We start from the raw sequence: 23,648 nt of genomic DNA, 5'->3' as shown, positions 1-23,648 counted from the left end.
ACACCTCCACTATGGCACATCGATGCCGTCGGGGGGCGTCCACCCCATCAGCTTTGGCCCCTTGGCCAACGTCGAATAGAGGATCCCGGCATTGGGGCTAGCAATCAGCAGCCCGGTCGGGTTGCCGCTCGCGTCGCGCTGGATCTCGCCGCCGGGCGGGTTGGCGGTGTCCTTGGTGTAACCCACCGCGCGCAGGGCTGCGGCGTTCATCAGCGCGCGGTCATAGAGGTGAAGGATAAAGACCGGCGTGTCTGGGGCGGCGGCGTTGATCTCGTCCAATGTCGGCAGGCGCTTTTCGGCGAACTGGTGTTCGGAAAAGCCGCCCACCACCCGCACCCATTGCGGCGCGGGCGTGCGCGCGACCTGCGCGCGCAGCATCGCCATCGCGTCGGCAAGGCTGGTGAGCCCGTCCCAGCGCAGCTCCATGTTGAAGTTGAGGCCGCCGCGGATGATGTGGATGTGATTGTCCGCAAGCCCGGGGATCACGCGCCTGCCGCCGCAGTCGATCACGCAGGTGTCCGGCCCAGCGAGCGCCATGATCGCCGCCCGCTCGCCCACTGCGCTGAAGCGGTTGCCGGTGATGGCCACGGCCTCCGGCGCGGGATTGGCGCGGTCGAGCGTGGTGAACCGGCCATTCACGAGAACGGTGTCGGCAAAAGCACTCTGCGAAGCCATCAGCGGCGATCCCTTGAAAAGCGGTGCGAGCCCTGCGAGCGCGATCCCCGCGCTGGCGGTGCGGCGGTCGATCATGCGTCCTGCTCGCCCTTCAACCCGGCGCGCGCGGGGAGGGGGCCGAGGATGTGTTCCGCGCAGTCGGCGCGCGTCTCGGCGACGACATCCGCATGGCCGTGCCACAGGCGCTTGGCGAGCGGCACGATCTGCTCGCCGAGCAGAATGCCGAGCAGCCCGACCAGCGCGATCACCGGCGGTGCGGGCGAGCGGACATTGAGCAGGCTGTACACGATCCCGACGAGCAATCCGGCACCGAGGGCGGCAAGGTAGGGCTTCATCGCGAGGCTCCTTGGCAGGCGGAGAGGGGCCGGCCGCCCACGGGGACAGGCGGCCGGCCCGGCGCGCAGCCGTTCCACGGGGTCACGGGGGCATGGCTGCGGCACGGAGAGATGGGGAGGGATCCTCAGCCCTCGTGCGCGTCCGCGCCAAGGATCGCCTTGGCGTAGATGATGCCGAGGCCGTAGGCCCCGCCATAGATCTTGGCCGTGCCGGTGACCGCATCGTAGGTTTCGGCCCGCGCCCAGTCGCGCTGGAGTTCTAGCATGTACTGGAGCGCGGTCATCGGCCGCACGCCCATCTGGATCATGCGCTGCATCGCGCGCTCGTGCGCCTCGTCGCTGACGTCGCCGCAGGCATCGGCAATGACATAAACCTCGTAGCCCTGGTCGATCGCCGAGAGCGCCGGACCGACGATGCACACGCTGGTCCACAGCCCCGCGAGCACGATCCGCTCCTTTCCGCTCGCATTGACCGCGGCGATGACGTTCTCGTCTTCCCAGCAGTTCATCGTGGTGCGGTCGATGATCGGGGCGCAGGGAAACTCGCGCTTGATCTCGTCGTAGATCGGGCCGGAGAAGGACTTCTCGGCGACGGTGGTAAGGATCGTCGCCACGTCGAAGATGCGCGCGGCGTTGCTGACCAGCGCGGCATTGTTGCGCAACATGATCGCGTCGATCGACTTGGTCGCGAAACTCATCTGCGACTGGTGGTCGATCATGATGAGCAAATGGTCGGCAGGAGTGAGCAGGGCAGAGCCGGCTTCGGCGGTGGCGGTGATCATGGGACCTTGTCCTCTTGCTGGAGTGGCGGCCCGGAGCCTAGGCGCGCGCACAGCGCCGTGCGCCGCAGCGCTTGCGGTCACTGGACCGATATTGCGGTTTTGCCCGCTCGCGGCGGCTCAGCGGCCGAGCACGTCGCGGCGGAAGCGCAGCGGGGTGATGCCGAGCTCGCGCAGGAACAGCCGTGTCAGGCCCTGCGTGCGGGGAAAGCCGACCATTGCCGCCACCGCGCCGACCGGCAGCTCGGGATCCGCGAGCAGCGCCTTGGCACGCTCGAGCCGCAGCCGCAGCTGGTAGCGATAAGGCGGAATCCCGAAGCTTTTGCGGAAAGCCCGCGCAAAGTGATCCTCCGACAGGCCGCACAATGCGGCGAGATCGCCGAGCGCGATGTCACGGTCGAAGGCGGCGTCGATATATTCGGCCACGCGCCGCCGCTGCCATCCTGCCAGCCCGCCGCGAAACGGAGCGACCGGCACCTGTGCGGCGTGCATCAGCTCGCTCACCAGCACCGTCACCAGCGCATCGCAGTAAAGCCGTCCCGAGTCTTCCGCGAGACCGGCGCCGGCGCGGTGCCACAGCCGCTCGATCAGCTGCGGCACAAGCCCGGCTTGCTGGAGCCGATGAAGCCGCGCGAACTGGCTGGCATGGTCGGGCCACAGGCTGTCGAGCAGCGGGTCGGCGATGCTGGCGGGGATGGCGATGGCGATGAAGCGGCTGGGATCGTCGATGACGATCGCGTTGGCCTCGCCGCGCGCGAACACCGACCATTCGCCCGGCACCGCCTGCCCGGCGAAGCGGAAATCGCCGTTGCGATAGGTGGTGCGATGGGTGCTGAGCCCGGCGGTGATGACGAGGTCGGACATCGGCGGATCGGAAAAGTCCCCCGGCGGCTGGGCCAGTTGGACCAGGTGCACCGGTGCGTCCGCGCTGCGGGTTCCCCCCACCAGCCGCTCGACCACGAAGGGCGCGACGACCTGCGAGCCCAGATGCGTTTCGAAATCGACGTACCCCATCAGCGGTCATCCTGCCATTGCGGTCAGGGTCCTGCCAAGCCATCATTGCAGCACTCCGAGAGGTCGCCGCAGCGCGCGCGCCACGTGGTCGGAGGGCAGCCGCACAGCCGCTCGAAAGCGCGCGCGAAAGCCTGGGGCGAGCGGTAGCCCACCGTGGCTGCGATCTGCGCCACCGGTGCGCCGGTTTCGGCGAGCAGGCGGCAGGCCTCGCGGATGCGCAATCGGGCGAGGTGCCGCAAGGGCGGCTCGCCGACCGCATTGCGGAACCCGCGCGAGAAATGGAATATCGAGACCCCCGCTGCGGCGGCCAGCTCGCCCAGCGTTACCGGCCGGGCGAGGTTGGCCTGCATGTGGGCGATCGCGGCGCGGGCCTGCCACGGCGCAATGCGCTCGCCGGCGGGGCGCGGCTCGGGGTAGGACAAGGCGGAGTGCTCTGCCGCGGCATAGTGTGGCGTCGCGTCGATGGTCATCGGTGGCAAGAATGAGCAAAGTGCCGCGCGCAGCAAGCCATGGGTCGCTGCGCACGGCGCTTCGTGCCGGTTTGTGCATCCTTGCCGCGCTGGGAGCCCGCGCGATCAGCCGCCGCCGTGCCGGCGCCGCCACTGCGAGGGCGGGCAACCGAAGGTCTGGGTGAAGGCCCGCGCGAGCGCCTGCGGGCTTTCGTAGCCGACCGCGAGGGCGACCTCGATGATCCGCATGTCGCTGCGCGCGAGCAGTTCGCAGGCGCGCTCCATCCGCAGCTTCTGGTGATAGCGGTAGGGCGGCATCCCCAGCGTTTTGGCAAAGGCGCGGGCAAAGTGGAACGGCGAGAGGCGGGCGATCGCGGCAAGCTCGTCGAGCGTCACGCGCCGTTCGAGATTGTCGGCGAGATATTCGGTGGTGCGCTTGGCCTGCCACGGCGCAAGGCCGCCGCGCGTCTCGTCGCGGCGGTTCTTGCCCGCGGTCAGCAGCAGCAGTCGCCACAACAGCACCTGCCCGAGCGATTGCCATAGCATCGGCTCGGGGTCTTCGGGGTGGGAGACCAGCTCGAAGATCAGGTTGACGATATTGGCGATCTGCCGGTCCGCAACATCGGGCACGGTCTCGAGCGTGAGGTTGTGCGCCGCCTCGACCTCGGCGAGCAGGTCGCGGGTGAAGTGAACGTGGAACCAGCCGGAATTGTTGCTCGCATCGACGGCCCAGAAACTGTCGGTGCCCGGGGCCAGCAGCGTGCCTTCGCCCACACGATAGGTCTTTCTGCCGGGATGCCCGCAGACGCGGCGGTCGACCGGCGCGCCGCTGCCGATGCGGAACAGCGAGACGGCAAAGTCGTTGGCCGGAACGTCCGCCTCGGTGATGCCCTGACCTTCCACCCCGCATTGCAGCACGGTGGAAATGCCGAAGGCATTGTGCACCCGGTCGTAGCGCGGCACCCCGCCGATCCATCGCGCGCTGTCATAAGCGAGGAGGCCGGAGCTGGGATGGGCGGTGACAAGTTCGGGCACGCAAGGCAATCCTTCTACGAACGATCCCTTGCCTGACCCCCGACAAGCCCCTTCGCCCTACCCCTCGGCGGCAGGAAGGCCAAGGCATTAGCGCGCCAAGCGCGAATTCCTCGCAATCGCGGCTACGTGCGGGTGCCTCAGGCGGTGGCCTCCGGCTCCCATTCGGGCGGGACGGTGAAGGCGTCGGCCCATTCGGGGTGCTTCCTGTATTGCGCGCGGACATAGGGGCACACGGGAATGATCCGGAACCCTCGCGCGCGGGCGTCCGCGACCAGATATTCGACCAGCGAGAAGGCCGCGCCCGTCCCCTTGAGGCTGTCGGGGGCGATGGTGTGGTCGGCGCTGATGACGCCCTCTTCGTGATGGGTGAAGGCGATATAGGCCTCGCCCTCGCGGCCCTCGACTGTCGCGAAGTAGCGGCCCTTTCGGCCCCGGTCGTCCAAGCGGATGGCGATGTCGGACATCGCGCTCACGCCCCCTTGAATTCGGGCAGCGGGGTGAATTCGAGGCTGTCCTCGTCCGGCAGCTTCATGCGGCCCGCCTTCCAGTCCTCCGCCGCCTGCGCGATCCGGTCCTTTCGCGAGGAGACGAAGTTCCAGAACATGAACCGCTCCCCCACCGGCTCGCCGCCGAGGACCATCACGGTCGCCGCGGATTGCGCCACCACGGGGACATCGGCACCGGGGGCAAGCACCGCCATCATGCCCGCGCTGAGCGCCTCGTCGCCAACTTGGGCCGCGCCCGCCGCGACATAGACCGCGCGCTCGGTGTAGCTGGCCGGCAGCACCCGCCGTGCGCCGGGCTGCATCTGCCAATGGGCGTAGAACTGCGGCGAGTGCACCGGAGTCCCTGCGCGCAACCCTTCAAGCTCGCCCGCGATCAAGCGTCCGGTAAGGCCCGGCTCGTCCCACGCAGGAAGCTCCGCCCCGGCATGGTGCGAGAAGGCGGGATCGACCTCCTCGGCCTCTTCGGGCAGGGCGACCCAGGCTTGGATCCCGTGCATGTGGACGCCGTGCGCGCGGGCATATTCAAAGCGTTCGGAATGGGTAATGCCGCTCCCGGCGATCATCCAGTTGACCTCGCCGGGGCGGATTTCCTGATGGTAACCCAAGCTGTCGCGGTGGGTGAGCGCGCCGTCGAACAGGTAGGTCACTGTCGCAAGGCCGATATGCGGATGGGGGCGCACGTCGAGGCTCTGCGGGATGCCCGGCGCAAGATCGACCGGGCCGATATGGTCGAAGAAAATGTAGGGCCCGACCATCCGCCGCGCATGGAAGGGCAGCACCCGCCCGACCTCGAACCCGCCGCCGAGGTCATGGGCGCGTTTGGTGATGATGCGTTCGATCATGGCGGTGTGCTCCTTGGCTTCGGCGTCAAGATAGGCGGTCAGAAGGTGAATTGCAGCGTCGCTTCGACGAAATCGGACGGATCGGCGGGGCCGGTCGCCCGGATGAAGCCCTGCGGCTGCGAGCGGGTTGCGACAAGGCCGAGCAACAGGCCCTTACGCGGCGTCCACTCGATCACACCCGACAGCGCCGCGTCGACGAAGCGCTTGCGGCTGGCGCCTGGTGCCCGGATCAGCCCTCCTTGCGGACTATAGACCCCGTCGGCGCGCTCGAGCCGCCAGTAGAGGTTGAGGTCCAGGCCCACGGTCAGGTCCCGGCGCGGCCGCAGCTTCACGTAAGGATGGAGGTTGAAGAAGTTCGAGGGTCCGAGAACCGCGTTCTCCGAGAAGTAGCTGGCATTGGGGTAGAGCGCGTTGAAGGTGCCGAGCCGCCCGTCCCCGCGCGTCTTGTCGCCCGAGGCGATGTTGGCCGAGAGCATCAGTTCCGGCTGCCAGGTGGCGGCCTGCCAGCGGTAGCCGGTCTTGGTGGCGAGCGTCCATGCGGCGATGTCCCCGCCTGTGAAGCGGCCGGTCTGGTACACCGCCTCCCAGTCCCAGAACCACCCAGCAGCTTCGCCGTGGGCGCGCAGGCCCAGCGAGTGGCGCCGCTCGTCGCCGGTGCCTTCGATGGTGCGGCGGTCGTCATGGGTAGTGAGGAGCCAATAGGCATCGAGACTGCCGAGCGGGGCTGGAAAGCTTGCCTGGACACCTGCGAGATCCCGGCCTTCGTTGCGACCGTCGTTAAAGACGCCGTCGGGCCGCACCGCGACCAGCCGGAGCGCGAAAGCATCGAGCGTCACTGTGCCCAGCACCGCATGCCCGCGCACGCCGTCCCACGTGCGGCGCACAGTGGTGCCATCGCGCACCGCGATCAGCCGCTGCGAGCCCAAGCGGATTTCCTGCCGCCCGATCCGCAGGAAGGCGCGCTCGGGCCCAATCTCGACGAAGGCCTCCTGCAGGTCGAGCACATTGCGTTCGACCGGGCTCTCTTCGCCTTCGCCCTCGATCAACGCGCTGACCAGCGCTGCGCGCAGGCGAACCGTGGGCGCGATCTTCGCATCGGCGGCGAGGGCGATGCGCTGCGTCCAGAACAGCCCCGCGTCCGGGTCCGCGCTGTCGAAGGCGAGCGCCGATTGCCACGTCACCCGCTCGCGCAGTTCCCCCGACAGCCTGATGGCGGGGGGCGATGCGGGGCCTAAGGACGCTGAAGCAGGCGCCGGCGGGACAGCCGCCGGCGCCTGCTTCAGCCCGCTCGGCTCCTGTCCGGCCAGAGCGGATGTTGCCGCCGCGGCCACAAAGAGCCCCGCCGCCACCGCGCGCGCGCTCAGGCGGCGGGGTCGAGATGGGCCTCGATGAACCACAGCTGCTTGTCGGTCTCGCGGCTGATGCCGGTGAACAGATCAGCGGTGTCGGCATCGCCCGCGGCCGCCGCGGCGTCGATATCGGCGCGCACCAGCTTGCCGAATTCGGCAAGCGATCCGGCCACCGCCTTCAAATGCGCCTCGCCGCCGCGGGCTTCGAGCGGATATTCGTAGAGGCTGCTGGTCGCGGCCACGGTCTGCACCCGCCCGTCGGCGATGCCGCCCAGCGCGGCGATGCGCTCGGCGATGGTGTCGACGAAGTCCTCGACGATGGTGTGGACCCCGTCGAACAGCTCGTGGAGCTGCATGAAATCCTTGCCGCGCACGTTCCAGTGCGCCTGTTTCATCTGCGCCTCGAGATCGATCGCGTCGACAAGGCGAGCCTGGAGCAGATCGATCGAGGCCTTGGCGAGGCTGCGCGGGATATCGAGGCGGGAGGTGTAGGTCATCGGGGTCTCCTAGGCAAAAGGGCGTCAGCGCAGGGCAGGGCGGCGGTGGACCCGCACGAAGGCCCCGGGGGTGACGCCGAAGTGGCGCTTGAACATCGCGTTCAGGTGGCTCTGCGAGGAAAAGCCTGCCGCATATGCGACCGCGGCAATGCTCTCTTCGCTCTGCGCGAGCAGCTGGCGGGCGTGCTCGACCCGCCGGGCGAGGACATATTGCAGCGGGCTCGATCCGGTCGCGCGCTTGAAGCAGCGCAGGAAGTGATAGCGCGACAGGCCGACCTGAGCCGCGAGATCGTCAATCCTCAGGACGTTCTCGATATTGCGGTCGATGAAGCTGTCGATCGCGGCGAGGTGATGCGGCTGGATCCGTTCGCTGCGCGGGGGGCGACCGGGGCGGCGAGCCTCGGTGCGCGCGGCAGCGGCAACGCAGGTTGCAGCATGTGCGAGCGCAACCTCGTGGAGGAGCAGTTCGGTCAGGGCGCGCAAGGCCAGAGCCGCCCCCGGAGCGCCGTCTGCGGCACCGAAGCGGCGGATCTGTGGCAAGAGCGCGCGCACCGGGTGTGCGCTGTGCATCAGGAAAGCAGTGCCGGGCACCTGCACCGCGCAAGGTGCAAGCGCTTCGCCGACAAGGCCGCGCAGCGCCGGATCGAGCAACAGCACGCACGCGCTGTGGCGGTCCTCGAACCCGGCGCTGATGCAGGTTCCGGCGGGGATGAACAGCACCGTTCCGAGACTTGCACAGGTCGGCGCAATCCCGGGGAAGGCCGACAGGGTCGTCGGGCCGAGGGGAAGCACGATCGCGTCACGCCCGGCCGGGAGCACGAAGCGTTGTGCCGGGCCGGCAAGGTCATGCATGGTGACCGGTGTGCAGTTCTCGGCATCGGATGAGGCGGTGCCGGGTTCCACGCCGTCCTCGGCGCCGGGTGGGATGGCAAGCACAGGGGAACGGACAGGCGCGTGCATCGAAATCTCCTCGTCGGACCCTCCCGTCCAGAACGTGCGCCGCAAGGCCCGGGCGAGACGCGCGGCGGCAGTCGGGGTCTAGCCGATGGGAGCGGCTCCATGCTGTGCAGGGATTGCTGCGTCAGGGCCATGCTTGCCATGAAGCGGCAAGACGAGGGCGACGCGGGAGGGCCGGTGGGGCCGGAAATCAGGCTGCGGCTGGCAGCACCGGCACCGTGATCGAGCGCTCGCCGCCGAAATCCTCGCGCACCACGATCCGGCCCTGCCGTTCGAGATGGTCGAGCAGCCGCCGCACGCGACTGGGCGAGGCGCTGCCGTAGAGGCGGCCGAGCTCGTCCTCGCAGGGCATGGCCGCGCCGGTGTGGGCGGCGATCAGCATCGCGAGATAGGGGGCGAGGCAATCGTCATCGACCCCCTCGGCGGCTGCGGCGATTACCGCCTGGGTCTCGCCCGGCAGCCGGTCGAGACCGCTCACCGCATGGGCGAACATGCGGCGGAAGCGGGCAATGTCGATATGCGCTGAAGCGATCCCGGCCTGGCGGCAGCGGATCGCGAAATCGCGGAACAGGCTCGCGGCGGGGCGATAGGTCGCCCCCTCGGCGAGCGCGATATCGCGGACGACATCCTCAATGGTCGCGCCGCCTTCGCGGGGCGCTGGCGGTAAGGGTGCGCGGCTCGGGACAGGGGCCTCTGGCGGCGGTGCGAGCGGTTCGGCCGAACGGGTAACCTCTGGCAAGGCGCGCGGACGGGCGAGCGCTTCCTCGAGATCGGCGCGCGGCGGCGGCGGGGGCGGCGCGCGGCGCACCGGCTGGGGCTGGGCGACTGCCTCGGCAAGGCGGTCGGTGAGCAGCGCCTCCATCGCGCCGTCCTCTGCCTGCGGCAGCGGGATCAGCCCCTGACCGCCTCCGCGTCCGGCGGTCCGCACCGGCCCGACATGGACCGCCACCGGTCGCCGGCTGATGGCGGGGCCGAGCCCCAGGAACTGGCCGCGCTGCAAATCGCGGATGCGCTCGGCCTGCCGCCGGTCCATGCCGAGGAGGTCGGCGGCGCGTTGCATGTCGATATCGAGGAAGGTCCGCCCCATCAGGAAATTGGACGCCTCGGCCGCGACATTCTTGGCGAGTTTCGCAAGGCGCTGGGTGGCGACGATCCCGGCGAGGCCGCGCTTCCTCCCCCGGCACATTAGGTTGGTCATCGCCGCCAGCGTCAACCGGCGGGTCTCGTCATTCATCTCGCCCGCGGCGGCAGGCGCGAACATCTGCGCCTCGTCGACCACCACGAGCGCGGGATACCAGTGCTCGCGCGGGGCATCGAAGAGGGCGGTGAGGAACAGCGCGGCGCAGCGAATCTGGGCCTCGACCTCGAGCTCGTCCAGCGCCAGCACCACCGAGGCGCGGTGCTGGCGAACGCGCGCGGCCAGCTCCTCGATCTCGCGCGGGGAGTAGGCACCGGCGTCGATCACGACATGGCCGAATGCGTCGGCCAGCGTGACGAAATCGCCCTCGGGATCAATGATGATCTGCTGCACTTGGCCCGCGCATTCCTCGAGCAGGCGGCGCAAGAGGTGCGACTTGCCCGAGCCCGAATTGCCCTGCACCAGCAGGCGCGTGGCAAGGAGCTCGGCCAGATCGATGCCGATTGCCTCTCCCTGGGGGCCGCGCCCGATGTCGATATGTGCCGTCACCCGGGAGGGATTAGGCAGGCAGCGCGCCGAGGCAAAGACGCAGCGGCGAGTTTTCCAGCGATTCCCGGCCTAGCGTGCGGCAGCCCGCTCCGGCCCCAGCATCAGCGCGGCGACATCGCCCCGCGTGCGCAGCGATTGGATCAACAGATAGACCGACATGAACATCATGCCCCCGAACACCGCGACCAGCCCCAGCAGCAGGCCCGCAGGGCGGAAGTGGTGCCGCCACGAGACCCAGATCCCGGCCAGCAGCAGGAAGCACATGAAGTCGAGGTTGAACTGCCCGGGCCAGGCCATTTTCGCCATGTCGCCGAAGAAGATCGGGACGAGGTTCCAGCCATGATTGGCGATGGTGACCGAGGTGTAGCCGACGATGGTCACCATGCAGGCGATCAGAAACAGGCGGAACAGGATCATGGCGCAGTCTCTCCCAAGGCTATGATTCCGCTGAACGTAGCGAATGCTACATCATCCGCAAGGATAGTTTGACATGATATAGGTAATGTGAAAATCTGAGGGCTGAGAAGGGAGACTCGCTTGAAACGCTCCGAACAGAAGGCCGCCACCCGCGCCGCGATCCTTGATCTCGCTTCGCAGCGGCTGCGGGCCGAGGGGCTGGGCGGCAATGGTGTCCAGCGCCTGATGCGCGATCTCGGGCTCACCCACGGCGCCTTCTATGCTCACTTTCCGAGCAAGGAGGCGCTCGAGGTGGCGGCACTCGAAACGGCGATGGCATCACGTACGGCCCGCCTCGGCGCCGTGCCGCATGGCCTCACCCGCCCCGAGCGGCGCATGCTACGCGCCCGTTCCTATCTCTCGCGCACCCATCGCGATCATCCCGAAACCGGCTGCCCGCTCGCCGCGCTGCTGAGCGAGGCGCCGCGGGCCGCACCGGCGGTGCGCGAAAGCTTCCAGGAGCTGCTCGCCACCGTCGTCACCGACAGCGACAATTCGCAAGACCCCGCACCCCCGTCCGAGGAACTGGCGCTGCTCGCGCTGGCGGCAGGCGGGCTCGCGCTCGCCCGCGCCGTGCCCGATGCCGCACTGTCCGACGCCATCCTCGCCGCTTGCCGCGATGCCGCAGGCCGCCTCGCCGATGCCTACGCCGTTTCACAGGGAGACCCGCAATGAGTGACTGGAAACCCACCGCCTGCCTGATCTGCTCCCTGAATTGCGGGATCGAGGTCCAGACCGAGGGCGGCCACATCACCCGCGTGCGCGCCGACAAGAACCACCCCGTCAGCCAGGGCTACCTGTGCGAGAAGGCGCAGCGGATGGACGCCTACCAGCAGGGCCGCGACCGCCTGTCCTCGCCGATGCGCCGCCGCGCCGACGGCAGCTACGAGGCGATCAACTGGGACACCGCCATCAGCGAAATCGCCGCCAAGCTCGCCGCGGTGCGCGACGCGCACGGGGGCGAGAGCATCTTCTATTACGGCGGCGGCGCGCAGGGGAATCACCTCCCGGGCGTCTATTCGCAGAGCACGCTGGCGGCGCTCGGCGTGCGCTATCGCTCGAATGCGCTGGCGCAGGAGAAGACCGGCGAGGCCTGGGTCCAGGCGTGCATGTTCGGCTGCGGCATCCACCACGATTTCGAGCACGCCGAGGTCGCCTTGCTGATCGGCAAGAACCCGTGGCAATCACACGGCTTCCCGCGCGCGCGGCTGGTGCTGCGCGAGATCGCCGCCGACCCTACCCGCGCGCTGATCGTCATCGACCCGCGCAAGAGCGAGACCGCGGCGATGGCCGACTACCATCTCGCGATCCGCCCCGGCACCGATGCGTGGTGCCTCGGCGCGCTCGCCGCGATTCTCGTGCAGGACGGGCTCGCCAACCGCGACTGGATGGCCGAACACGTTGCCAATGCCGAACCCGTGCTTGAGGCACTTTCGCGCATCCCGGTGAGCCAGTTCGCCGAGGTCTGCGGCGTGGACGAGGCGCTGCTGCGAGCCGCCGCAAAGCGTATGGCCAAGGCCGAGACGATGGCCTCGATGGAAGACCTCGGCATGCAGATGGGCGTCCATTCGACGCTCGGCTCCTACCTCCACCGCCTGATCATCGGGCTGACCGGTGCCTTCGGCCGCAAGGGGACGAGCTATGCCTTCATCCCCTTCCGCCCGCTGGGCGCCGGCGGGGGCGGGGCGGCGAGCAAGACCTCGGGAGAACGCAACTTCCGCCGCTCGCCCGTTACCGGCTTCCCCGTCGTCATGGGCCTCATCCCCTGCAACGCGATCACCGAGGAAATCCTCACCGATCACCCGCACCGCTTCCGCGCGATGATCGTCGAGAGCGCCAATCCGGTCCACTCGCTCGCGGATTCGGCGCGGATGCGCGAGGCGCTGCGCGCGCTCGATGTGAGCGTGGTGATCGATGTCGCCATGACCGAGACCGCGCGCGCCGCCGATTACGTGCTCCCGGCGAGCAGCCAGTTCGAGAAGGCGGAAGGCAGCTTCTTCAACTTCGAGCCCGAGGCCAATGCCTTCCAGCTGCGCCATCCGCTGTTCCCGCCGCGCGAAGGCACGCTCGAGGAAGGCGAGATCCATGCGCGGCTGTGCGAGGCATTGGGCGCATTCGGCGAGGCGGACGTTGCGCCTTTGCGCGCTGCTGCCGAGAAGGGGCTCGATGCTCTGGCGATGGCCTTCATGCAGACCATCGGCGCGAACCCTGCGCTGATGCCGGTCGCATCGGTGCTGCTCTACCGCGCACTGGGGCCGGTGCTGCCCGAAGGCCTCAGCAATGCCGCAGGCGTGTGGGGCGTGGCGCAGCTGTTCGTGCAGGCCTTCCCCGAAGAAGCCGCGCGCGCCGGGCACAGCGGGCCGCTCGCGGGGAACCGGTTGTTCGAGGCGATTCTCGGCTCGCCCTCGGGCACGGTCTTCGCGCGGCAGGATGCCGAGGACAGCTGGAAGCGCCTGCGCAGCCCCGGGCAGCAGATCAACCTCCACATCCCCGAGATGATCGAGGCGCTGCTCGCGCTCGATCCCGCCGGGCCGCCCCGCGATGCCGAATACCCCTTCATCCTCTCGGCAGGGGAGCGCCGGACCGAGACCAGCAACACCTCGATCCGCAACCCCGACTGGCTGAGGAAGGGCGAGCTCGAGAGTACCTTGCGGATCCATCCGGAGGATGCCGCGGCTTTGGGCCTCGCCGATGGCGCGCCGGTCGAGGTCGTCTCGCGCCGCGCCCGCGCCCGGACCGTGGTGGAGTGCCACGAGGGCAGTCGCCGCGGCCATGTCTCGCTGCCCAACGGGCTGGGGCTCGACGTGGCGGGGCCGGACGGCACGGTGCGCCGCCACGGGGTCGCATTGAACGAACTCACCGATTACCGCTGGCGCGATCCGGTGGTGGGGACGCCGTGGCACAAATATGTGCCGGTGCGGCTCGAGCCCGTGGGCTGAGCCGCACCGGCTGGCGGTTCACTGCGCCTCGGCCATCCGCCGGGCGACGTCGGCGGCGCTGATGCCTTCCAGCGCGAGGCCGTAGCCCGCGCCTTCGTCGATGATCCGGCGCAGCTTCTGGGTAAGCGCGATCCGGGTGTAGCGCCCGGTCAGCGGCGGCAGCGCGGCGAGGCTCTCGGCGATCTCGTGCGCGCGGGCGAGCAGCTGATCGGCGGGCACGATCTCGTTGACCGCACCGTAATCCTTCGCCGTCTGGGCATCGAGCACCTGGCGGGTGAGGATGAAATAGCGCCCGCGCACGGAACCGATCACCTCGGGCCACAGCAGGTTCACCCCGTCACCGGGCACGATCCCGAAATCGAAATGCGGCTTGTCCTGGAACACCGTTTCGGGCGTCGCGAGGATGATGTCGGCGAGCAGCGCATACTCGCTGTGGAGCAGCACCGGGCCGTTGAGCGCGGCGATCATTGGCACCTCGATGTCGAGGATGTTCGACAGCACCTTGCGCCCCTCGCGCAGGATCTTGTCGTAGCCCATGGGCGAGAAGAAGTCGAAGCCCTCGGGGTCGATCGCGTCCATGAAGGCATCGCCGCTACCGGTGAGGATCACGACGCGGTTGTCGCGGTCCTCGCCGATCGCGTGGAACAGGTCGACGAACTGCTCGTGGGTGTGTCCGTTGAAAACGAGCTTGCCGCCATCGGTGTGGAGCGCAACCTCGAGCACACCGCTCGCCGAGCGGGTGAGGCGGGCATTGGGAAAGCTGTTCTGGTAGTCGGCAAAGCGGGTCATGGCACTGTTCCCTTCGTATGAGCGGCCCTCGGGAAGATCCCTTTCGGCTGGCTGACACGAGAGATTCCCATTTCCCTGGCAGAAGGGCAGATGGCCCTGAGCGCTAAGACCTATTCCGCGCAGGAATGACCACCGCCCGCCCGCCGCCTGCGCCTGCGCGGCTCAGCTCGTCTCCTCGTGATAGAGAATGGCAAGCTCGGTCCGGCTCCTCACCTCGAGCTTCTCGAAGATCGTGTGGAGATAGACCTTGACCGATCCCTCGCTCATCGAGAGTTCCTCGCCGATTTGTCGGTTGCGCAGGCCGCGGGCGACCCGCTCGACGATCTCCTTTTCGCGCCGCCCGAGCTTGTCGATCCGCCGTTGGGGCTTCTCGCCCGAGGCGAGGTCGGTGATCCGCGAGGCGAGCCGCGGATCGATCGTCCTTTGTCCGGCGCTGGCGTTGCGGATGCAGTCGATCAGGAAATCCTCGGCGTCCTCCTTGAGCACGATCCCGCTGGCGCCGTGCCGGATCGCGGCGAGCAGCTTCTCGTCATCGATGCTGGCGGTCAGGATCACCACCGGCCTCTCGTCACCCCCCTCGCGCATCGCGGCAAGTGTCGCCACGCCGTCACGCGCGGGCATCGCGACATCGAGCACGACCACGTCGGGGTCGGTTTCGGGAATAGCGGCCAGCGCCGCATCGCCGTCGCCCACCGATGCCACCACGACCATCCCGGCCGTGCGCAGCACCGCTTCGAGCCCGGCCCTCAGGAAGGGATGGTCGTCGGCTACAAGGACATCGATCATGAATCCCTCCGATCAGGCAGGTTGATCACAAGATGCGCGCCAGTGTTGCTCGCGCAGACGGTCAAATAGCCACCATTGGCACGGGCTCTCTCGTCGAGCGTGCGCGGATGGGGCGCGGGCGTGCCCGTGAACCCCCTCCCGTCATCCCGGATGTCGAGATCGATGCCCCAAGCGCTGCGCGAGACGGCGATATCGAAGCGCCGCGCCTCTCCGTGGCGCACGCCGTTGGCCACAGCTTCGCGGGCGATCTGCTGGATCTCGTAGGCAAGGCCGACCGGTACCGTGAGATTGTCGGGCATGGTCGACACGCGCACTTCGGCGCGCCAGTTGCGCTCCAGCTCGCCCGCGACGCTCTGCATCTGGGGCGCGAGCCGGATCATCGAAGGCTCGAGATCGGTCCGGCGCAGACGCTCGATCATCTGGCGCAGGTTGCGGTGCTCGTTGCTGAGGCTGGCTTTCATCTCGTCGAATTCGGCGTCGGCATCGGCGCCCGCGCGAACCTGGGCGCGCAGCGCCTCGATCCGGAAGCGTACCCCGGCCAGGGTCTGCGCCACACTGTCGTGCAGGTCGCGGGCAAGCGTGGCGCGCAGGTGTGCCACCGCCGCCTCGCGCGAGACGTGCGAGAGCAACTGCCGGTCGAGCGCCGCGGAAATCTCCTGCGCAAGGGCCGGTGCCATGGCAAGGTGGTCGATGCTGATGTCGCGGTTGCCGCTGAGGATGAGCATCCCCTTGCCCGACGAACTGCCGATCGGGATCACCAGCCCCTCGGCAATCCCGTAATGGTCGGGGAGGGGGGTAGCGAAGGCCTCCCGCCGGGTCCTGATCCTGCCGTCGGCATTGGCAACCAGCATCCGGCGCCGCGGGCGGTCGAACAGCGCGAAGGGCGTGTCGGCCGGTGCAGCCAGCCCTTCTGGCGGCAGGCTGAGAATGACCGGATCGGCCCTCTCGATGCTGCACAGCAGCACGTGCGGATCCTCGTTGCTCCACCAGCCCAGGTACGCGCAGGGCGATCCGGTCGCCCGCATCGCATAGGCGGCGATTTCCGAGACCGGCACTTCGCCCGTGTTCTCGTCTGCAAGGTCGAGGCGTGCCACCGCGCGCACCCGGCGCTGCAGACCGAACCAGACCAGAATCAGCGACAGCAGGAACATGTAGGTGCCGCGGCGGCCGAAGCGGTAGAGTTCGACATCGAAGCCGGCCCATTCCAGCGATGCGCCCGCAGCAAAATAGCTCAGGCTGAGCATGCCGGCGACGATCGCCATGCCTGACCAGCCCCATCGCACCGTGGCGGTGAGGATGATGAAGATGAAGGAGGACAGGAACGGGCTGGTGAAATCGGTGGAGCTGCTCTCGGTGAGGTAGATGGCAATCAGGAACACCGCACAATCGAGGAGCAGGGCGGGCAGGCGCAGGGTCACATCGCGCCACCAGTCGTTCCAGATCGCGGCGAGCAGCACGAGCGAGAGCAGCGCATAGCCGCCCAGGAAGAGATAGCCTTCCGAGGAATTGCGCACCGGCTGATCGGGGTCGGCGTAAAGGACAAGCAGGAACACCAGCGCGAGGGCAAGCCTGCACAACGCGATGCCGCGACCCGAATGGTAATCGAGAATCCGCTTCAGCATGCTGTCGTTTTCAAGCCTTGTTGCCCGTTTGTCCGGGCCGCGCTTCTGTCCCTGCCGTGCCATCAAGCACATCGGGCACCCTTTTTGAAGTGCGGCCCTGGCGATTCCCCTCGCCCCAGGTCCATCGCCGCTTCTCCCCCGCAAGCTCGCATCGGCGCTTGCGGCAAAACAGCCCCCCACTTAACCATCTTTTTCTCGGACAGGCCTAAAGCGATTTGCGTGGCCGCTGTCTATGCCGCGTCCGGGCTAGCAGTTGGTGCAGCGCGTCATGTCGGCATTCCGGCACGGGGGAGGGGGAACCATTGCTTCAGTTTCTTGGTGCCCTTGCCGGCGAAACCCTGTCGCTTTCGTTCCGACCCTCGCGCGAATACCGCGTGTGGATCGTCGAGCGGCCCGGCACCAGCCTTGCGCCCGAGGCGCTGGCGCGGCTCAAACAGGATTGCGATACCGTCGTGCGCGCCTGCCTTGGCGGGCAAAGCCTCGACTATGGCCTCTTCGCCGAAGACGGCGCGGCGTGGAACCGCAGCGTCATCACGCTCGTGACCCGCAGTGCCGACGCGCGCCCGGTCGCCTTCAACGCCATGCCGCAGCTCGGCGTGATCCGTGGCGGGAGCGAGGACAAGGTGCTTCACCTCGGCCTGGTGATGGTCGATCCGGCCGAGCGCAGCGGCGGGTTGTCTTGGATCCTCTACGGCCTCACCTGCTTCGCGCTGTTCCTGCGGCAGGGCATGCGGCCCCTCTGGGTGAGCAGCGTTACGCAGGTGCCCGCGGTGGTCGGCATGGTGGCCGAGACCTTCAGCGACGTATTCCCGGCGCAGAGCGCGACGCCGCAGAGCTTCACCCACCGCCACCTCGCGCACCAGATTATGCGCCGCCACCGCCAGGCCTTCGGTGTGGGGGAGGATGCGGGCTACGATGCTGACCGGCAGGTCATCACCAACGCCTATACCGGCGGATCGGACAATCTGAAGAAGACCTTCGCCATCGCCGCCAAGCACCGCCGCGAGGAATACAACGCCTATTGCGAGCGCGCGCTCGATTACGCGCGCGGCGACGATGTGCTCCAGATCGGCAAGATCGATCTGGCCGCCGGGCAGCGCTTCCTTGCCCGCAGCGTGCCGCGCAGCGCCTTGCCCCAGCTTGCCGTGCAGGCAGCGATGGTGCTCGCGGGCGCGGTGCTCGCCCCGCTGATCCAGTGGCTGGATCCCTCCCGCCCGTACAACCGCCTGAGGCCAATACCATGACCGCCTTCTCCTATGACGAGATGACCACCCGCAACCGCGGTTTCGTGACCGAGGCGGAGCAGCAGCGCCTGCGCGAGGCCTGCGTTGTCATTCCCGGCGTCGGCGGAATGGGGGGCGCGGCATTCATGGCGCTGCTGCGCGCAGGGATCGGGCGCTTCATCATCGCCGATCTCGACGGCTTCGAGGTCTCCAACCTCAACCGCCAGCTCTTCGCCCGCGCCGATACCATAGGCCAGCACAAGGCCGAGGCCGCTGCGCGGCTGGCGCGCGAGATCAATCCCGAGATCGAGATCGAGGTTCTGGGCCGCGAATGGACCGAGCGCCTGCCCGAGATCCTGCCGCGCGCCGATGTCGCGATCAACGGGACCGACGATGCCGCCGCGGGCGCCGAATATTACCGCCAGTGCCGTTCGCACGGGAAGACGCTGATCGATGCCTACGCCTCGCCCCTGCCATCGGTCACAGTCGTGCGCCCCGGCGATCCGCGGATCGAGGAGCGGCTCGGCTACCCCACCATCGGCGTGCCGTGGCAGTCCATCACCAAAGAGATGGGGGTGGAATGCCTGATGAAGGAGATCGAGTATGTCCTCGTCCATTCCTCTAGCCACAAATATGTCGATCTGGACGTGGCGGGCGAGGTCGCCGCGGGCAAGCGTTCGCGCTTCAGCTTCTCCACCATGGTGACGATGGCGGGCACGCTGATGGCCGAGGAAGCGATCCGGGTGATCCTGAAGCGCCCCGGCGGCACCGATTATCGCGGCTATTTCTTCAACCCCCACGCGCAGCGGACCGAACGCCCGCTGGCCGCGCCGCTGGCCTTCGCCAAGCGTGCGCTGGTGCGGCGGTTCATGGCGCGGATGCTTGCCGAATGACCGCGATCGGCGCGCTCCTCACCGCGATCGGGCTGCTCGCCGCGCTGGTGGCGCGCTGGGGCGTGGCCGAGCCTGCGCGCAGGGGCGGGGTGGCGGGGCATCTGGCGCGCCTCGTCACGCTGATCGCGCTGCTGCTGGGCTTTCGGCTGGTCGGAGTGGCACTGCCGTCCCCGGTCGTGGTCGCGCTGACCATGGTGGTGGCCGCGTGGCTACCGCTCGTCACGCTGCGCCTTGCCGAGGAGCTGGTGCGCCGCCATGCGTCTCGACCGCTCAAGCTGCTGGCGTTGGGCGGGGCGGGGGCCTTCTCGCTTCTGGCGGTGACCTTCGGGCTGGTGTGGACCGGCCCCGCGCTGATCGCCCTCGCGCTGTTTCAGGCCGCGGTGGTGGTTGCGATCCTCGCGCACATCCTCGCCCAGCGCGCCACGGTGTCTCTCGCCGAGCGGCGCGCGGCGGACATGCTCGCGCTGGCCTTCGCGCTGGCGCTGCCGCTGCTGGCGACCGATTTTGCCTGGGCCTTCCCCGACCTGCCGTTCCGCGGCGGGCCGTTTGCGGCGCTGGTCTTCGTGCTCGCCTGCTCGCGCCTTGCGGGCAGCGCGAGCAGGCCCCTGCGGCTGCTGGGCGACTTGGCGCTGGTGACGGGGGCGGCGGGGCTTGCCGCGCTCGCGGCCCGGATTGCAGGCGTGCCTCCGGCGCTCATCTGGTCGCTCGCCGCCACCGCTGGCGCGGCGGCCGGGCTGGTCATGCTCGCCGAGCGCTTCGCCGGCGGCTCGGGCCGCGGCGAGGGGGTGCTGCTCGCCGTCGCCCGCGCCGCGCCCGATGAGGCCGCGATCCTTGCCAGCCACCCGCTGCTCGCCAACGGCGTGCCGGTGACCGCCGAGGCGCTCGCCGACCTGCCCGGCGACGTGCTCGCCGCGCTTGCCGATCGCCCGGTCCTGACCGCGGCGCGCGATCCGGCGAGCGAGACGCTGACCGGCGCCGCGCGCGAGCTGCTCGCCCGCTACGGTGCCAGCCACCTGCTGCGCCTCCCCGCGGGAACCGGCCCGCGCTTCCTCGCGATCTCGGGCGGCGCGCTGGACGAGGCGCGGCTGGCGCAGGAACTCACCATCGTCGCACGGCTGCTGGAGCGCGTTCCATGACCCTCACCTTGCGCGAAAGCGATGCGAAGGCCTTCTTCGAAGCCCCGTTCCACGCCTACGGACCTGAAATCGGCTATGTCTCGCCGATGCGGGGTGACATCCTGCGGATGCTTGACCCGGTGAAGAACCCGCTGTGGCAGGCGGGCAATCCCTTCCGTTTCTGGACGGTGCACCGCGGCGACAGCAAGCCAGTGGGGCGGATCATCGCCCACCTGCACCGCCAGTCGAACACCCGCTGGGGCTGGAACCGCTGCCAGTTCGGCTTCTTCGACTGCGCCGACGATCCCGAAGCCGCGCGCCTGCTGCTCGGCGCGGCCGAGGGCTTCGCCCGCGAGCAGGGCACCGCCGAGCTGGTCGGCAACTTCAACCTCACCGCCATGCAGCAATGCGGGGTGATGACCGGCGGCTTCGAGGAAACCTCTTACACCGACATGATCGTCGGCCCGCCGTGGCTGCCGGGGATGCTCGCGGGGAACGGCTTTGCGCCGTTTTTCCCGATGACCACATTCGAGATCGACCTCGCCCGCGCCGCCCCGCCGCCCGCAGCGCTGGACCCCGCACATTTCACTTTCGCCCCGATCCGCAAATCGACTTTCCCCGAGCGGATGGAGGAAGCCCGCCTGCTGCTTAACGACGGCTTCCACGACAACCCGATGTTCGTCCCGCTGACCGCCGAAGAGTTCCAGTTTCAGGCAGGCGAGCTGAGCACGATTCTCGACCCGCGCCTGTCCTCGGTGGTGAAGCGCGACGGGGTGCCGGTGGGGGTGATCATCGCCATCCCCGACCTCAACGGCTTCCTCAAGGCGACCCGCTCGCGGATCGGGCTGACGACGCCGTGGCACTTCCTGCGCTACCGCATGAACCGCCGCCGCGCGGTGATCATCTTCTACTCGGTCGCGCGCGCGGCGCACGGGCAGGGGATCATGAGTGCGATGCTCGCTGAAACCCTCACCCGAGTGCGCGCGGCGGGGTATGAGAGCGTGGGCGGCACGTGGATCGCCGACGAGAACCCGGCGAGCCTCAGACAGGTCGAGAAGATGAACGGCCGGTGGCTCCACAAGCTGCACCTGTTCCGCAAGGCAATCGCATGAGCCCCGACGTGCTGCGCCCGATCGTTGCGGCGGCGATGGCTGCGCCGAGCGTTCACAACGTCCAGCCCGCGCGCTGGCGGATCGAGGGCGGGACGCTGGTGGTGCTGGAGGACACCGCGCGGCGGCTGGCGGTGGGCGATCCGCGCGGGAACGACGCCGCGATCAGCCTCGGCGCGGCGGCCGAGGGGGCGGTGATCGCTGCCTCGGGCGCGGGGCTTGTGACAAAGGTCGAGCGGCTTTTTGGCGCGGGCGAGGGCGGGTTGCAGCCTGTCGCGCGCCTCAGCTTCTCCCCCGGCGCAGCGCCCGATCCGCTGCTGGCGGTGCTGGAGACGCGGGCCTCGTGGCGCGGGGCGTTTCTCCCGCCTAGCGCCCAAGACCGCGCGGCGGCGCAGGCCCTGGCGGGCGAGGACCGGGTGATCCTCGCCGACCGCGCAGTGATCGCCGAGACTGCCGCGCTCTATGATCGCGCGAGCTTCGGCATCATGCGCGGGCGTGCTTTCCGCGCCGAGCTGCGCCACTGGATGCGGCTGCGGCGCAGCCATCCCGGCTGGGCGCGCGACGGGCTCAATGCCGCCGCGATGCAGCTCTCCGGGGTCGAGGCGATCGGCGCGGGCGCGGTGCTGGGGCCGCTGTTCGCGCCGCTTGCCGCGCTCGGCCTCGCGTCCTCCTTGCTCGCCGAGGCCAAAGGCTTCACCCATGCCACCGCGGTGGTGCTGTTCCACCGCCCGGCTGGCGAAGACCCGTTCGACAGCGGCCGCGCATTCCACCGGCTGTGGCTGGAGGTCGATGCGGGCGGGCTCGGCGGCAATGTGCTGGCCGCGCTGGCCGACGATCCGGCTGCCTCCGCCGCGCTCCGCCATGCGCACGGCATCGCGGCGGACCGGCGACTCGTGAGCGCACTGCGCATCGGCCGCCGCGACGGGCCGCCCTTCGCCCGCGCGCGGCTACCACTGTCCGAAGTTCTGCTGGACTAGAGCAGCTTCAGGAATTCGATCAGCGCCGCGCGCTCCTGCGCGGTCAGTCCGCTGCCGAAACTGTGCCCGCCATTGCCGAGGCCGGGCCGCCCCGTGTCGACCCATTGCGGCACCGCGAAAGGCCGGTAGCCCACCGGATAGCGCCCCTCCGCGGTCAGCCGCAGTCCCATGCTCGTCCAGTCGAGCGCATGCCCGCCGACCATGAACCGGCGCGGGCGCAGGCGCGGGTCGAGCAGTGCGGCAAGACTGGGCACCGAACCATTGTGGAGGTACGGCGCCGAGGCCCATAGGCCTGCGAGCGGCGGGGCGGTGTAGCCCTCGCCCCGGCGCACCCCGATTTCCGAAGCATAGGCCGAGCCTCTGATCGCTCTCGCCAGCCCGTCATCCATCACCCGCGCCCGCAAGGGATCGGTGCCGACATCGCCGATCCAGTCGGGGTAGGACGCAAGGCGGGGCGCGCCGCCGTTCCAGTCGAAGCGGCCATGGCACGATGCGCAGCCCTGCGCATAGAGCCCCGCGCCGCGCTGCGCCGCCGCGCGGTCGACCGGGCCGGGGAAGCCTTGCGGGCGGTAGTCCGCGAGCCAGGCGAAGATTGCCTCGGCCTCGGGGATATGGCGGCGGGCTTCCTCGGGCTTCACGCCCATGCTGGGGACAGTGAAGAAGCTCGTGATCGCGGCAAGCTGGCGCGCGTCGGCCTTGCCCGAAGGGGCGGCGTAGGCTCCGTCCGCGAGCAATCGGCTGCGGCGATGGCGCAAGGCAAGGTCGGGGATCGAGACAAACCCGCGCTCGTCAGCCCCGCCTCCCAGCAGCGGCGTTCCCGTCTGGAGCTTGAGGGCAGCGACCCCGTTGGTCGCGCCCGGCAGGCCGTTGGGAAAGGGCAGGGCGCGGGCCTTGCCGGCGAGCGTATCGAGCCGGCTTTTTGCCAGCGGCAGCACGATCCACCTGAGCGAAGCGCGCTCCTGCCAGCCCATGCCCGGAAACAGCCTGTCGGCGGTCGCCAGCAGCGCGGAGCTCCCCGCATGGCGGCGGAGCGCGACGAACACGGCTTGCGTGTAGCTTTCGAGATCGAGCGAGGTGTTCGGCATCCCCAGCACCGCGCGCGCGGGCTGCGGCGCGCCGTCGGTGGCGTAGGCGACCCCTGCGTGGCACGCGGCGCAGCCGAGATTGGCGACCTCGACCCGCGATCCGCCCACGGGGGCGATGAAACCGTGGGTCATCCCCAGCGGCTTTTCAGCAAGGTTCAGACGCAGCCCCTCGGGCAGGCCGTCGATGCGCGTCGGGTAGAGGAAGCCGAACCGCCGCAGGACCCGCTGCAACGTCGCCGCATCGGCAGGCGCGGAAGGATCGCGCGCCTGTTCGTCGAGCACCAGCGCGGCCGCCACCAGCTTGAAGGGCACCGCATTGGTCTCAAGCGCGGTCTGCGAGATCCCGCCGAATCCGCCGCCGGCAAAGGCCGCCGCGCCTTTGGCAACGAGCGGGGCATCGGGGGCCGTTTCCGGCGCTGCCAGGGAATCGCCCTGCGGCTCGGCTGCCAGCAGCAGAAACGCGGCAAGGCCAACGGCCACGGCCAGTGCGGCAAGGGCGAAGGTCCTGAAGGTCATGCGGCGCGCGCCG

The 23,648-nt window shown here is 69.1% G+C and carries 23 protein-coding genes and 1 pseudogene; 7 read left to right on the top strand and 17 right to left on the bottom strand.

Annotation, left to right across the window (positions count from 1 at the left end; all coding sequences use genetic code 11):
• Positions 1-48: 48 nt before the first annotated feature.
• From AX708_RS15290 to AX708_RS15230, 13 genes and pseudogenes are all read right to left on the bottom strand, one after another.
• Positions 49-675: pseudogene (locus AX708_RS15290) on the bottom strand (amidohydrolase family protein); the annotation flags it as partial.
• A 71-nt stretch (positions 676-746) separates the two neighbouring features.
• Positions 747-1,010: a DUF1427 family protein gene (locus tag AX708_RS15285; protein ID WP_066526451.1), complete on the bottom strand. Its 264-nt coding sequence runs from the start codon at positions 1,008-1,010 to the stop codon at positions 747-749.
• Between the two features lie 125 nt (positions 1,011-1,135).
• Entirely contained in the window at positions 1,136-1,792 is a 657-nt protein-coding gene (locus tag AX708_RS15280) for a hydrolase (RefSeq protein WP_066526454.1), read from the bottom strand.
• A 117-nt stretch (positions 1,793-1,909) separates the two neighbouring features.
• Positions 1,910-2,803 (bottom strand): AraC family transcriptional regulator, encoded by an 894-nt coding sequence (locus AX708_RS15275; protein ID WP_066526455.1) that lies wholly within the window; start codon positions 2,801-2,803, stop codon positions 1,910-1,912.
• 23 nt (positions 2,804-2,826) lie between these two features.
• Positions 2,827-3,273, bottom strand: a complete 447-nt coding sequence (locus AX708_RS15270; protein ID WP_066526458.1) for a helix-turn-helix domain-containing protein — start codon at positions 3,271-3,273, stop codon at positions 2,827-2,829.
• A 105-nt stretch (positions 3,274-3,378) separates the two neighbouring features.
• Positions 3,379-4,287 carry a helix-turn-helix domain-containing protein gene (locus tag AX708_RS15265; RefSeq protein WP_066526459.1) on the bottom strand — a complete coding sequence of 303 codons (909 nt, stop codon included), beginning with the start codon at positions 4,285-4,287 and terminating at the stop codon, positions 3,379-3,381.
• 137 nt (positions 4,288-4,424) lie between these two features.
• Entirely contained in the window at positions 4,425-4,751 is a 327-nt protein-coding gene (locus AX708_RS15260) for a GNAT family N-acetyltransferase (protein ID WP_066526572.1), read from the bottom strand.
• Positions 4,752-4,756: 5 nt separating this feature from the next.
• The gene (locus AX708_RS15255) at positions 4,757-5,635 is read right to left on the bottom strand and encodes a pirin family protein (RefSeq protein WP_066526461.1); all 879 of its coding nucleotides are present in this window, start codon (positions 5,633-5,635) and stop codon (positions 4,757-4,759) included.
• A gap of 38 nt (positions 5,636-5,673) precedes the next feature.
• A complete protein-coding gene (locus AX708_RS15250; RefSeq protein ID WP_255358010.1) occupies positions 5,674-6,966 on the bottom strand; it encodes an alginate export family protein in 1,293 nt (430 codons plus the stop codon).
• 29 nt (positions 6,967-6,995) lie between these two features.
• On the bottom strand, positions 6,996-7,481 hold the full coding sequence (gene dps / locus AX708_RS15245; RefSeq protein ID WP_066526464.1) for a DNA starvation/stationary phase protection protein Dps: 486 nt from the start codon (positions 7,479-7,481) through the stop codon (positions 6,996-6,998).
• Between the two features lie 24 nt (positions 7,482-7,505).
• Positions 7,506-8,441 (bottom strand): AraC family transcriptional regulator, encoded by a 936-nt coding sequence (locus tag AX708_RS15240; RefSeq protein ID WP_082745437.1) that lies wholly within the window; start codon positions 8,439-8,441, stop codon positions 7,506-7,508.
• Between the two features lie 187 nt (positions 8,442-8,628).
• Positions 8,629-10,125 carry an ATP-binding protein gene (locus AX708_RS15235; RefSeq protein WP_066526469.1) on the bottom strand — a complete coding sequence of 499 codons (1,497 nt, stop codon included), beginning with the start codon at positions 10,123-10,125 and terminating at the stop codon, positions 8,629-8,631.
• 69 nt (positions 10,126-10,194) lie between these two features.
• A complete protein-coding gene (locus AX708_RS15230) occupies positions 10,195-10,542 on the bottom strand; it encodes a hypothetical protein (protein WP_066526472.1) in 348 nt (115 codons plus the stop codon).
• A 120-nt stretch (positions 10,543-10,662) separates the two neighbouring features.
• Between AX708_RS15230 and AX708_RS15225 the strand changes: the two genes are divergently transcribed.
• Together AX708_RS15225 and AX708_RS15220 are read left to right on the top strand one after the other, a co-directional pair.
• Positions 10,663-11,256: a TetR/AcrR family transcriptional regulator gene (locus AX708_RS15225; protein ID WP_066526479.1), complete on the top strand. Its 594-nt coding sequence runs from the start codon at positions 10,663-10,665 to the stop codon at positions 11,254-11,256.
• A complete protein-coding gene (locus tag AX708_RS15220) occupies positions 11,253-13,520 on the top strand; it encodes a molybdopterin-dependent oxidoreductase (RefSeq protein ID WP_067490374.1) in 2,268 nt (755 codons plus the stop codon). Before AX708_RS15225 ends, AX708_RS15220 begins: the two co-directional genes overlap by 4 nt.
• Before the next feature lie 18 nt (positions 13,521-13,538).
• On the opposite strand, the gene AX708_RS15215 is transcribed toward AX708_RS15220, so the two are convergent.
• From AX708_RS15215 to AX708_RS15205, 3 genes are all read right to left on the bottom strand, one after another.
• Positions 13,539-14,309 carry an enoyl-CoA hydratase/isomerase family protein gene (locus tag AX708_RS15215; RefSeq protein WP_066526483.1) on the bottom strand — a complete coding sequence of 257 codons (771 nt, stop codon included), beginning with the start codon at positions 14,307-14,309 and terminating at the stop codon, positions 13,539-13,541.
• 162 nt (positions 14,310-14,471) lie between these two features.
• The gene (locus AX708_RS15210) at positions 14,472-15,095 is read right to left on the bottom strand and encodes a response regulator transcription factor (RefSeq protein WP_066526487.1); all 624 of its coding nucleotides are present in this window, start codon (positions 15,093-15,095) and stop codon (positions 14,472-14,474) included.
• Positions 15,092-16,717: a sensor histidine kinase gene (locus tag AX708_RS15205; RefSeq protein WP_066526489.1), complete on the bottom strand. Its 1,626-nt coding sequence runs from the start codon at positions 16,715-16,717 to the stop codon at positions 15,092-15,094. The genes AX708_RS15210 and AX708_RS15205 overlap by 4 nt, the downstream gene beginning before the upstream one ends.
• Positions 16,718-17,019: 302 nt before the next feature.
• Between AX708_RS15205 and AX708_RS15200 the strand changes: the two genes are divergently transcribed.
• Genes AX708_RS15200 through AX708_RS15180 form a run of 5 tightly spaced genes read left to right on the top strand, consistent with a single transcriptional unit; the run spans position 17,020 to position 22,034 of the window.
• Positions 17,020-17,961: a hypothetical protein gene (locus AX708_RS15200; protein WP_066526493.1), complete on the top strand. Its 942-nt coding sequence runs from the start codon at positions 17,020-17,022 to the stop codon at positions 17,959-17,961.
• The gene (locus AX708_RS15195) at positions 17,958-18,833 is read left to right on the top strand and encodes a ThiF family adenylyltransferase (RefSeq protein WP_066526498.1); all 876 of its coding nucleotides are present in this window, start codon (positions 17,958-17,960) and stop codon (positions 18,831-18,833) included. The genes AX708_RS15200 and AX708_RS15195 overlap by 4 nt, the downstream gene beginning before the upstream one ends.
• Positions 18,830-19,969: a hypothetical protein gene (locus tag AX708_RS15190; protein WP_066526501.1), complete on the top strand. Its 1,140-nt coding sequence runs from the start codon at positions 18,830-18,832 to the stop codon at positions 19,967-19,969. Before AX708_RS15195 ends, AX708_RS15190 begins: the two co-directional genes overlap by 4 nt.
• Positions 19,966-21,060: a GNAT family N-acetyltransferase gene (locus AX708_RS15185; protein ID WP_066526503.1), complete on the top strand. Its 1,095-nt coding sequence runs from the start codon at positions 19,966-19,968 to the stop codon at positions 21,058-21,060. Before AX708_RS15190 ends, AX708_RS15185 begins: the two co-directional genes overlap by 4 nt.
• On the top strand, positions 21,057-22,034 hold the full coding sequence (locus AX708_RS15180; protein WP_066526511.1) for a hypothetical protein: 978 nt from the start codon (positions 21,057-21,059) through the stop codon (positions 22,032-22,034). The genes AX708_RS15185 and AX708_RS15180 overlap by 4 nt, the downstream gene beginning before the upstream one ends.
• Here AX708_RS15180 and AX708_RS15175 read toward each other — a convergent pair.
• Positions 22,031-23,635, bottom strand: coding sequence for a c-type cytochrome (locus tag AX708_RS15175; protein WP_066526515.1), 1,605 nt, complete (start codon positions 23,633-23,635; stop codon positions 22,031-22,033). The genes AX708_RS15180 and AX708_RS15175 overlap by 4 nt on opposite strands.
• Between the last annotated feature and the right edge of the window lie 13 nt (positions 23,636-23,648).

Source organism: Erythrobacter sp. CCH5-A1 (assembly GCF_001557115.1).
GTDB lineage: Bacteria > Pseudomonadota > Alphaproteobacteria > Sphingomonadales > Sphingomonadaceae > Erythrobacter.
This window is presented reverse-complemented; position numbering and strand designations above follow the sequence as displayed.

Coding starts and splice junctions, on each gene's coding strand:
- AX708_RS15285 (WP_066526451.1), bottom strand. CDS start 1,010: ATGAAGCCCTACCTTGCCGCCCTCGGTGCCGGATTGCTCGTCGGGATC.
- AX708_RS15280 (WP_066526454.1), bottom strand. CDS start 1,792: ATGATCACCGCCACCGCCGAAGCCGGCTCTGCCCTGCTCACTCCTGCC.
- AX708_RS15275 (WP_066526455.1), bottom strand. CDS start 2,803: ATGGGGTACGTCGATTTCGAAACGCATCTGGGCTCGCAGGTCGTCGCG.
- AX708_RS15270 (WP_066526458.1), bottom strand. CDS start 3,273: ATGACCATCGACGCGACGCCACACTATGCCGCGGCAGAGCACTCCGCC.
- AX708_RS15260 (WP_066526572.1), bottom strand. CDS start 4,751: ATGTCCGACATCGCCATCCGCTTGGACGACCGGGGCCGAAAGGGCCGC.
- AX708_RS15255 (WP_066526461.1), bottom strand. CDS start 5,635: ATGATCGAACGCATCATCACCAAACGCGCCCATGACCTCGGCGGCGGG.
- dps (WP_066526464.1), bottom strand. CDS start 7,481: ATGACCTACACCTCCCGCCTCGATATCCCGCGCAGCCTCGCCAAGGCC.
- AX708_RS15240 (WP_082745437.1), bottom strand. CDS start 8,441: ATGCACGCGCCTGTCCGTTCCCCTGTGCTTGCCATCCCACCCGGCGCC.
- AX708_RS15230 (WP_066526472.1), bottom strand. CDS start 10,542: ATGATCCTGTTCCGCCTGTTTCTGATCGCCTGCATGGTGACCATCGTC.
- AX708_RS15220 (WP_067490374.1), top strand. CDS start 11,253: ATGAGTGACTGGAAACCCACCGCCTGCCTGATCTGCTCCCTGAATTGC.
- AX708_RS15215 (WP_066526483.1), bottom strand. CDS start 14,309: ATGACCCGCTTTGCCGACTACCAGAACAGCTTTCCCAATGCCCGCCTC.
- AX708_RS15210 (WP_066526487.1), bottom strand. CDS start 15,095: ATGATCGATGTCCTTGTAGCCGACGACCATCCCTTCCTGAGGGCCGGG.
- AX708_RS15205 (WP_066526489.1), bottom strand. CDS start 16,717: ATGCTGAAGCGGATTCTCGATTACCATTCGGGTCGCGGCATCGCGTTG.
- AX708_RS15195 (WP_066526498.1), top strand. CDS start 17,958: ATGACCGCCTTCTCCTATGACGAGATGACCACCCGCAACCGCGGTTTC.
- AX708_RS15190 (WP_066526501.1), top strand. CDS start 18,830: ATGACCGCGATCGGCGCGCTCCTCACCGCGATCGGGCTGCTCGCCGCG.
- AX708_RS15185 (WP_066526503.1), top strand. CDS start 19,966: ATGACCCTCACCTTGCGCGAAAGCGATGCGAAGGCCTTCTTCGAAGCC.
- AX708_RS15180 (WP_066526511.1), top strand. CDS start 21,057: ATGAGCCCCGACGTGCTGCGCCCGATCGTTGCGGCGGCGATGGCTGCG.
- AX708_RS15175 (WP_066526515.1), bottom strand. CDS start 23,635: ATGACCTTCAGGACCTTCGCCCTTGCCGCACTGGCCGTGGCCGTTGGC.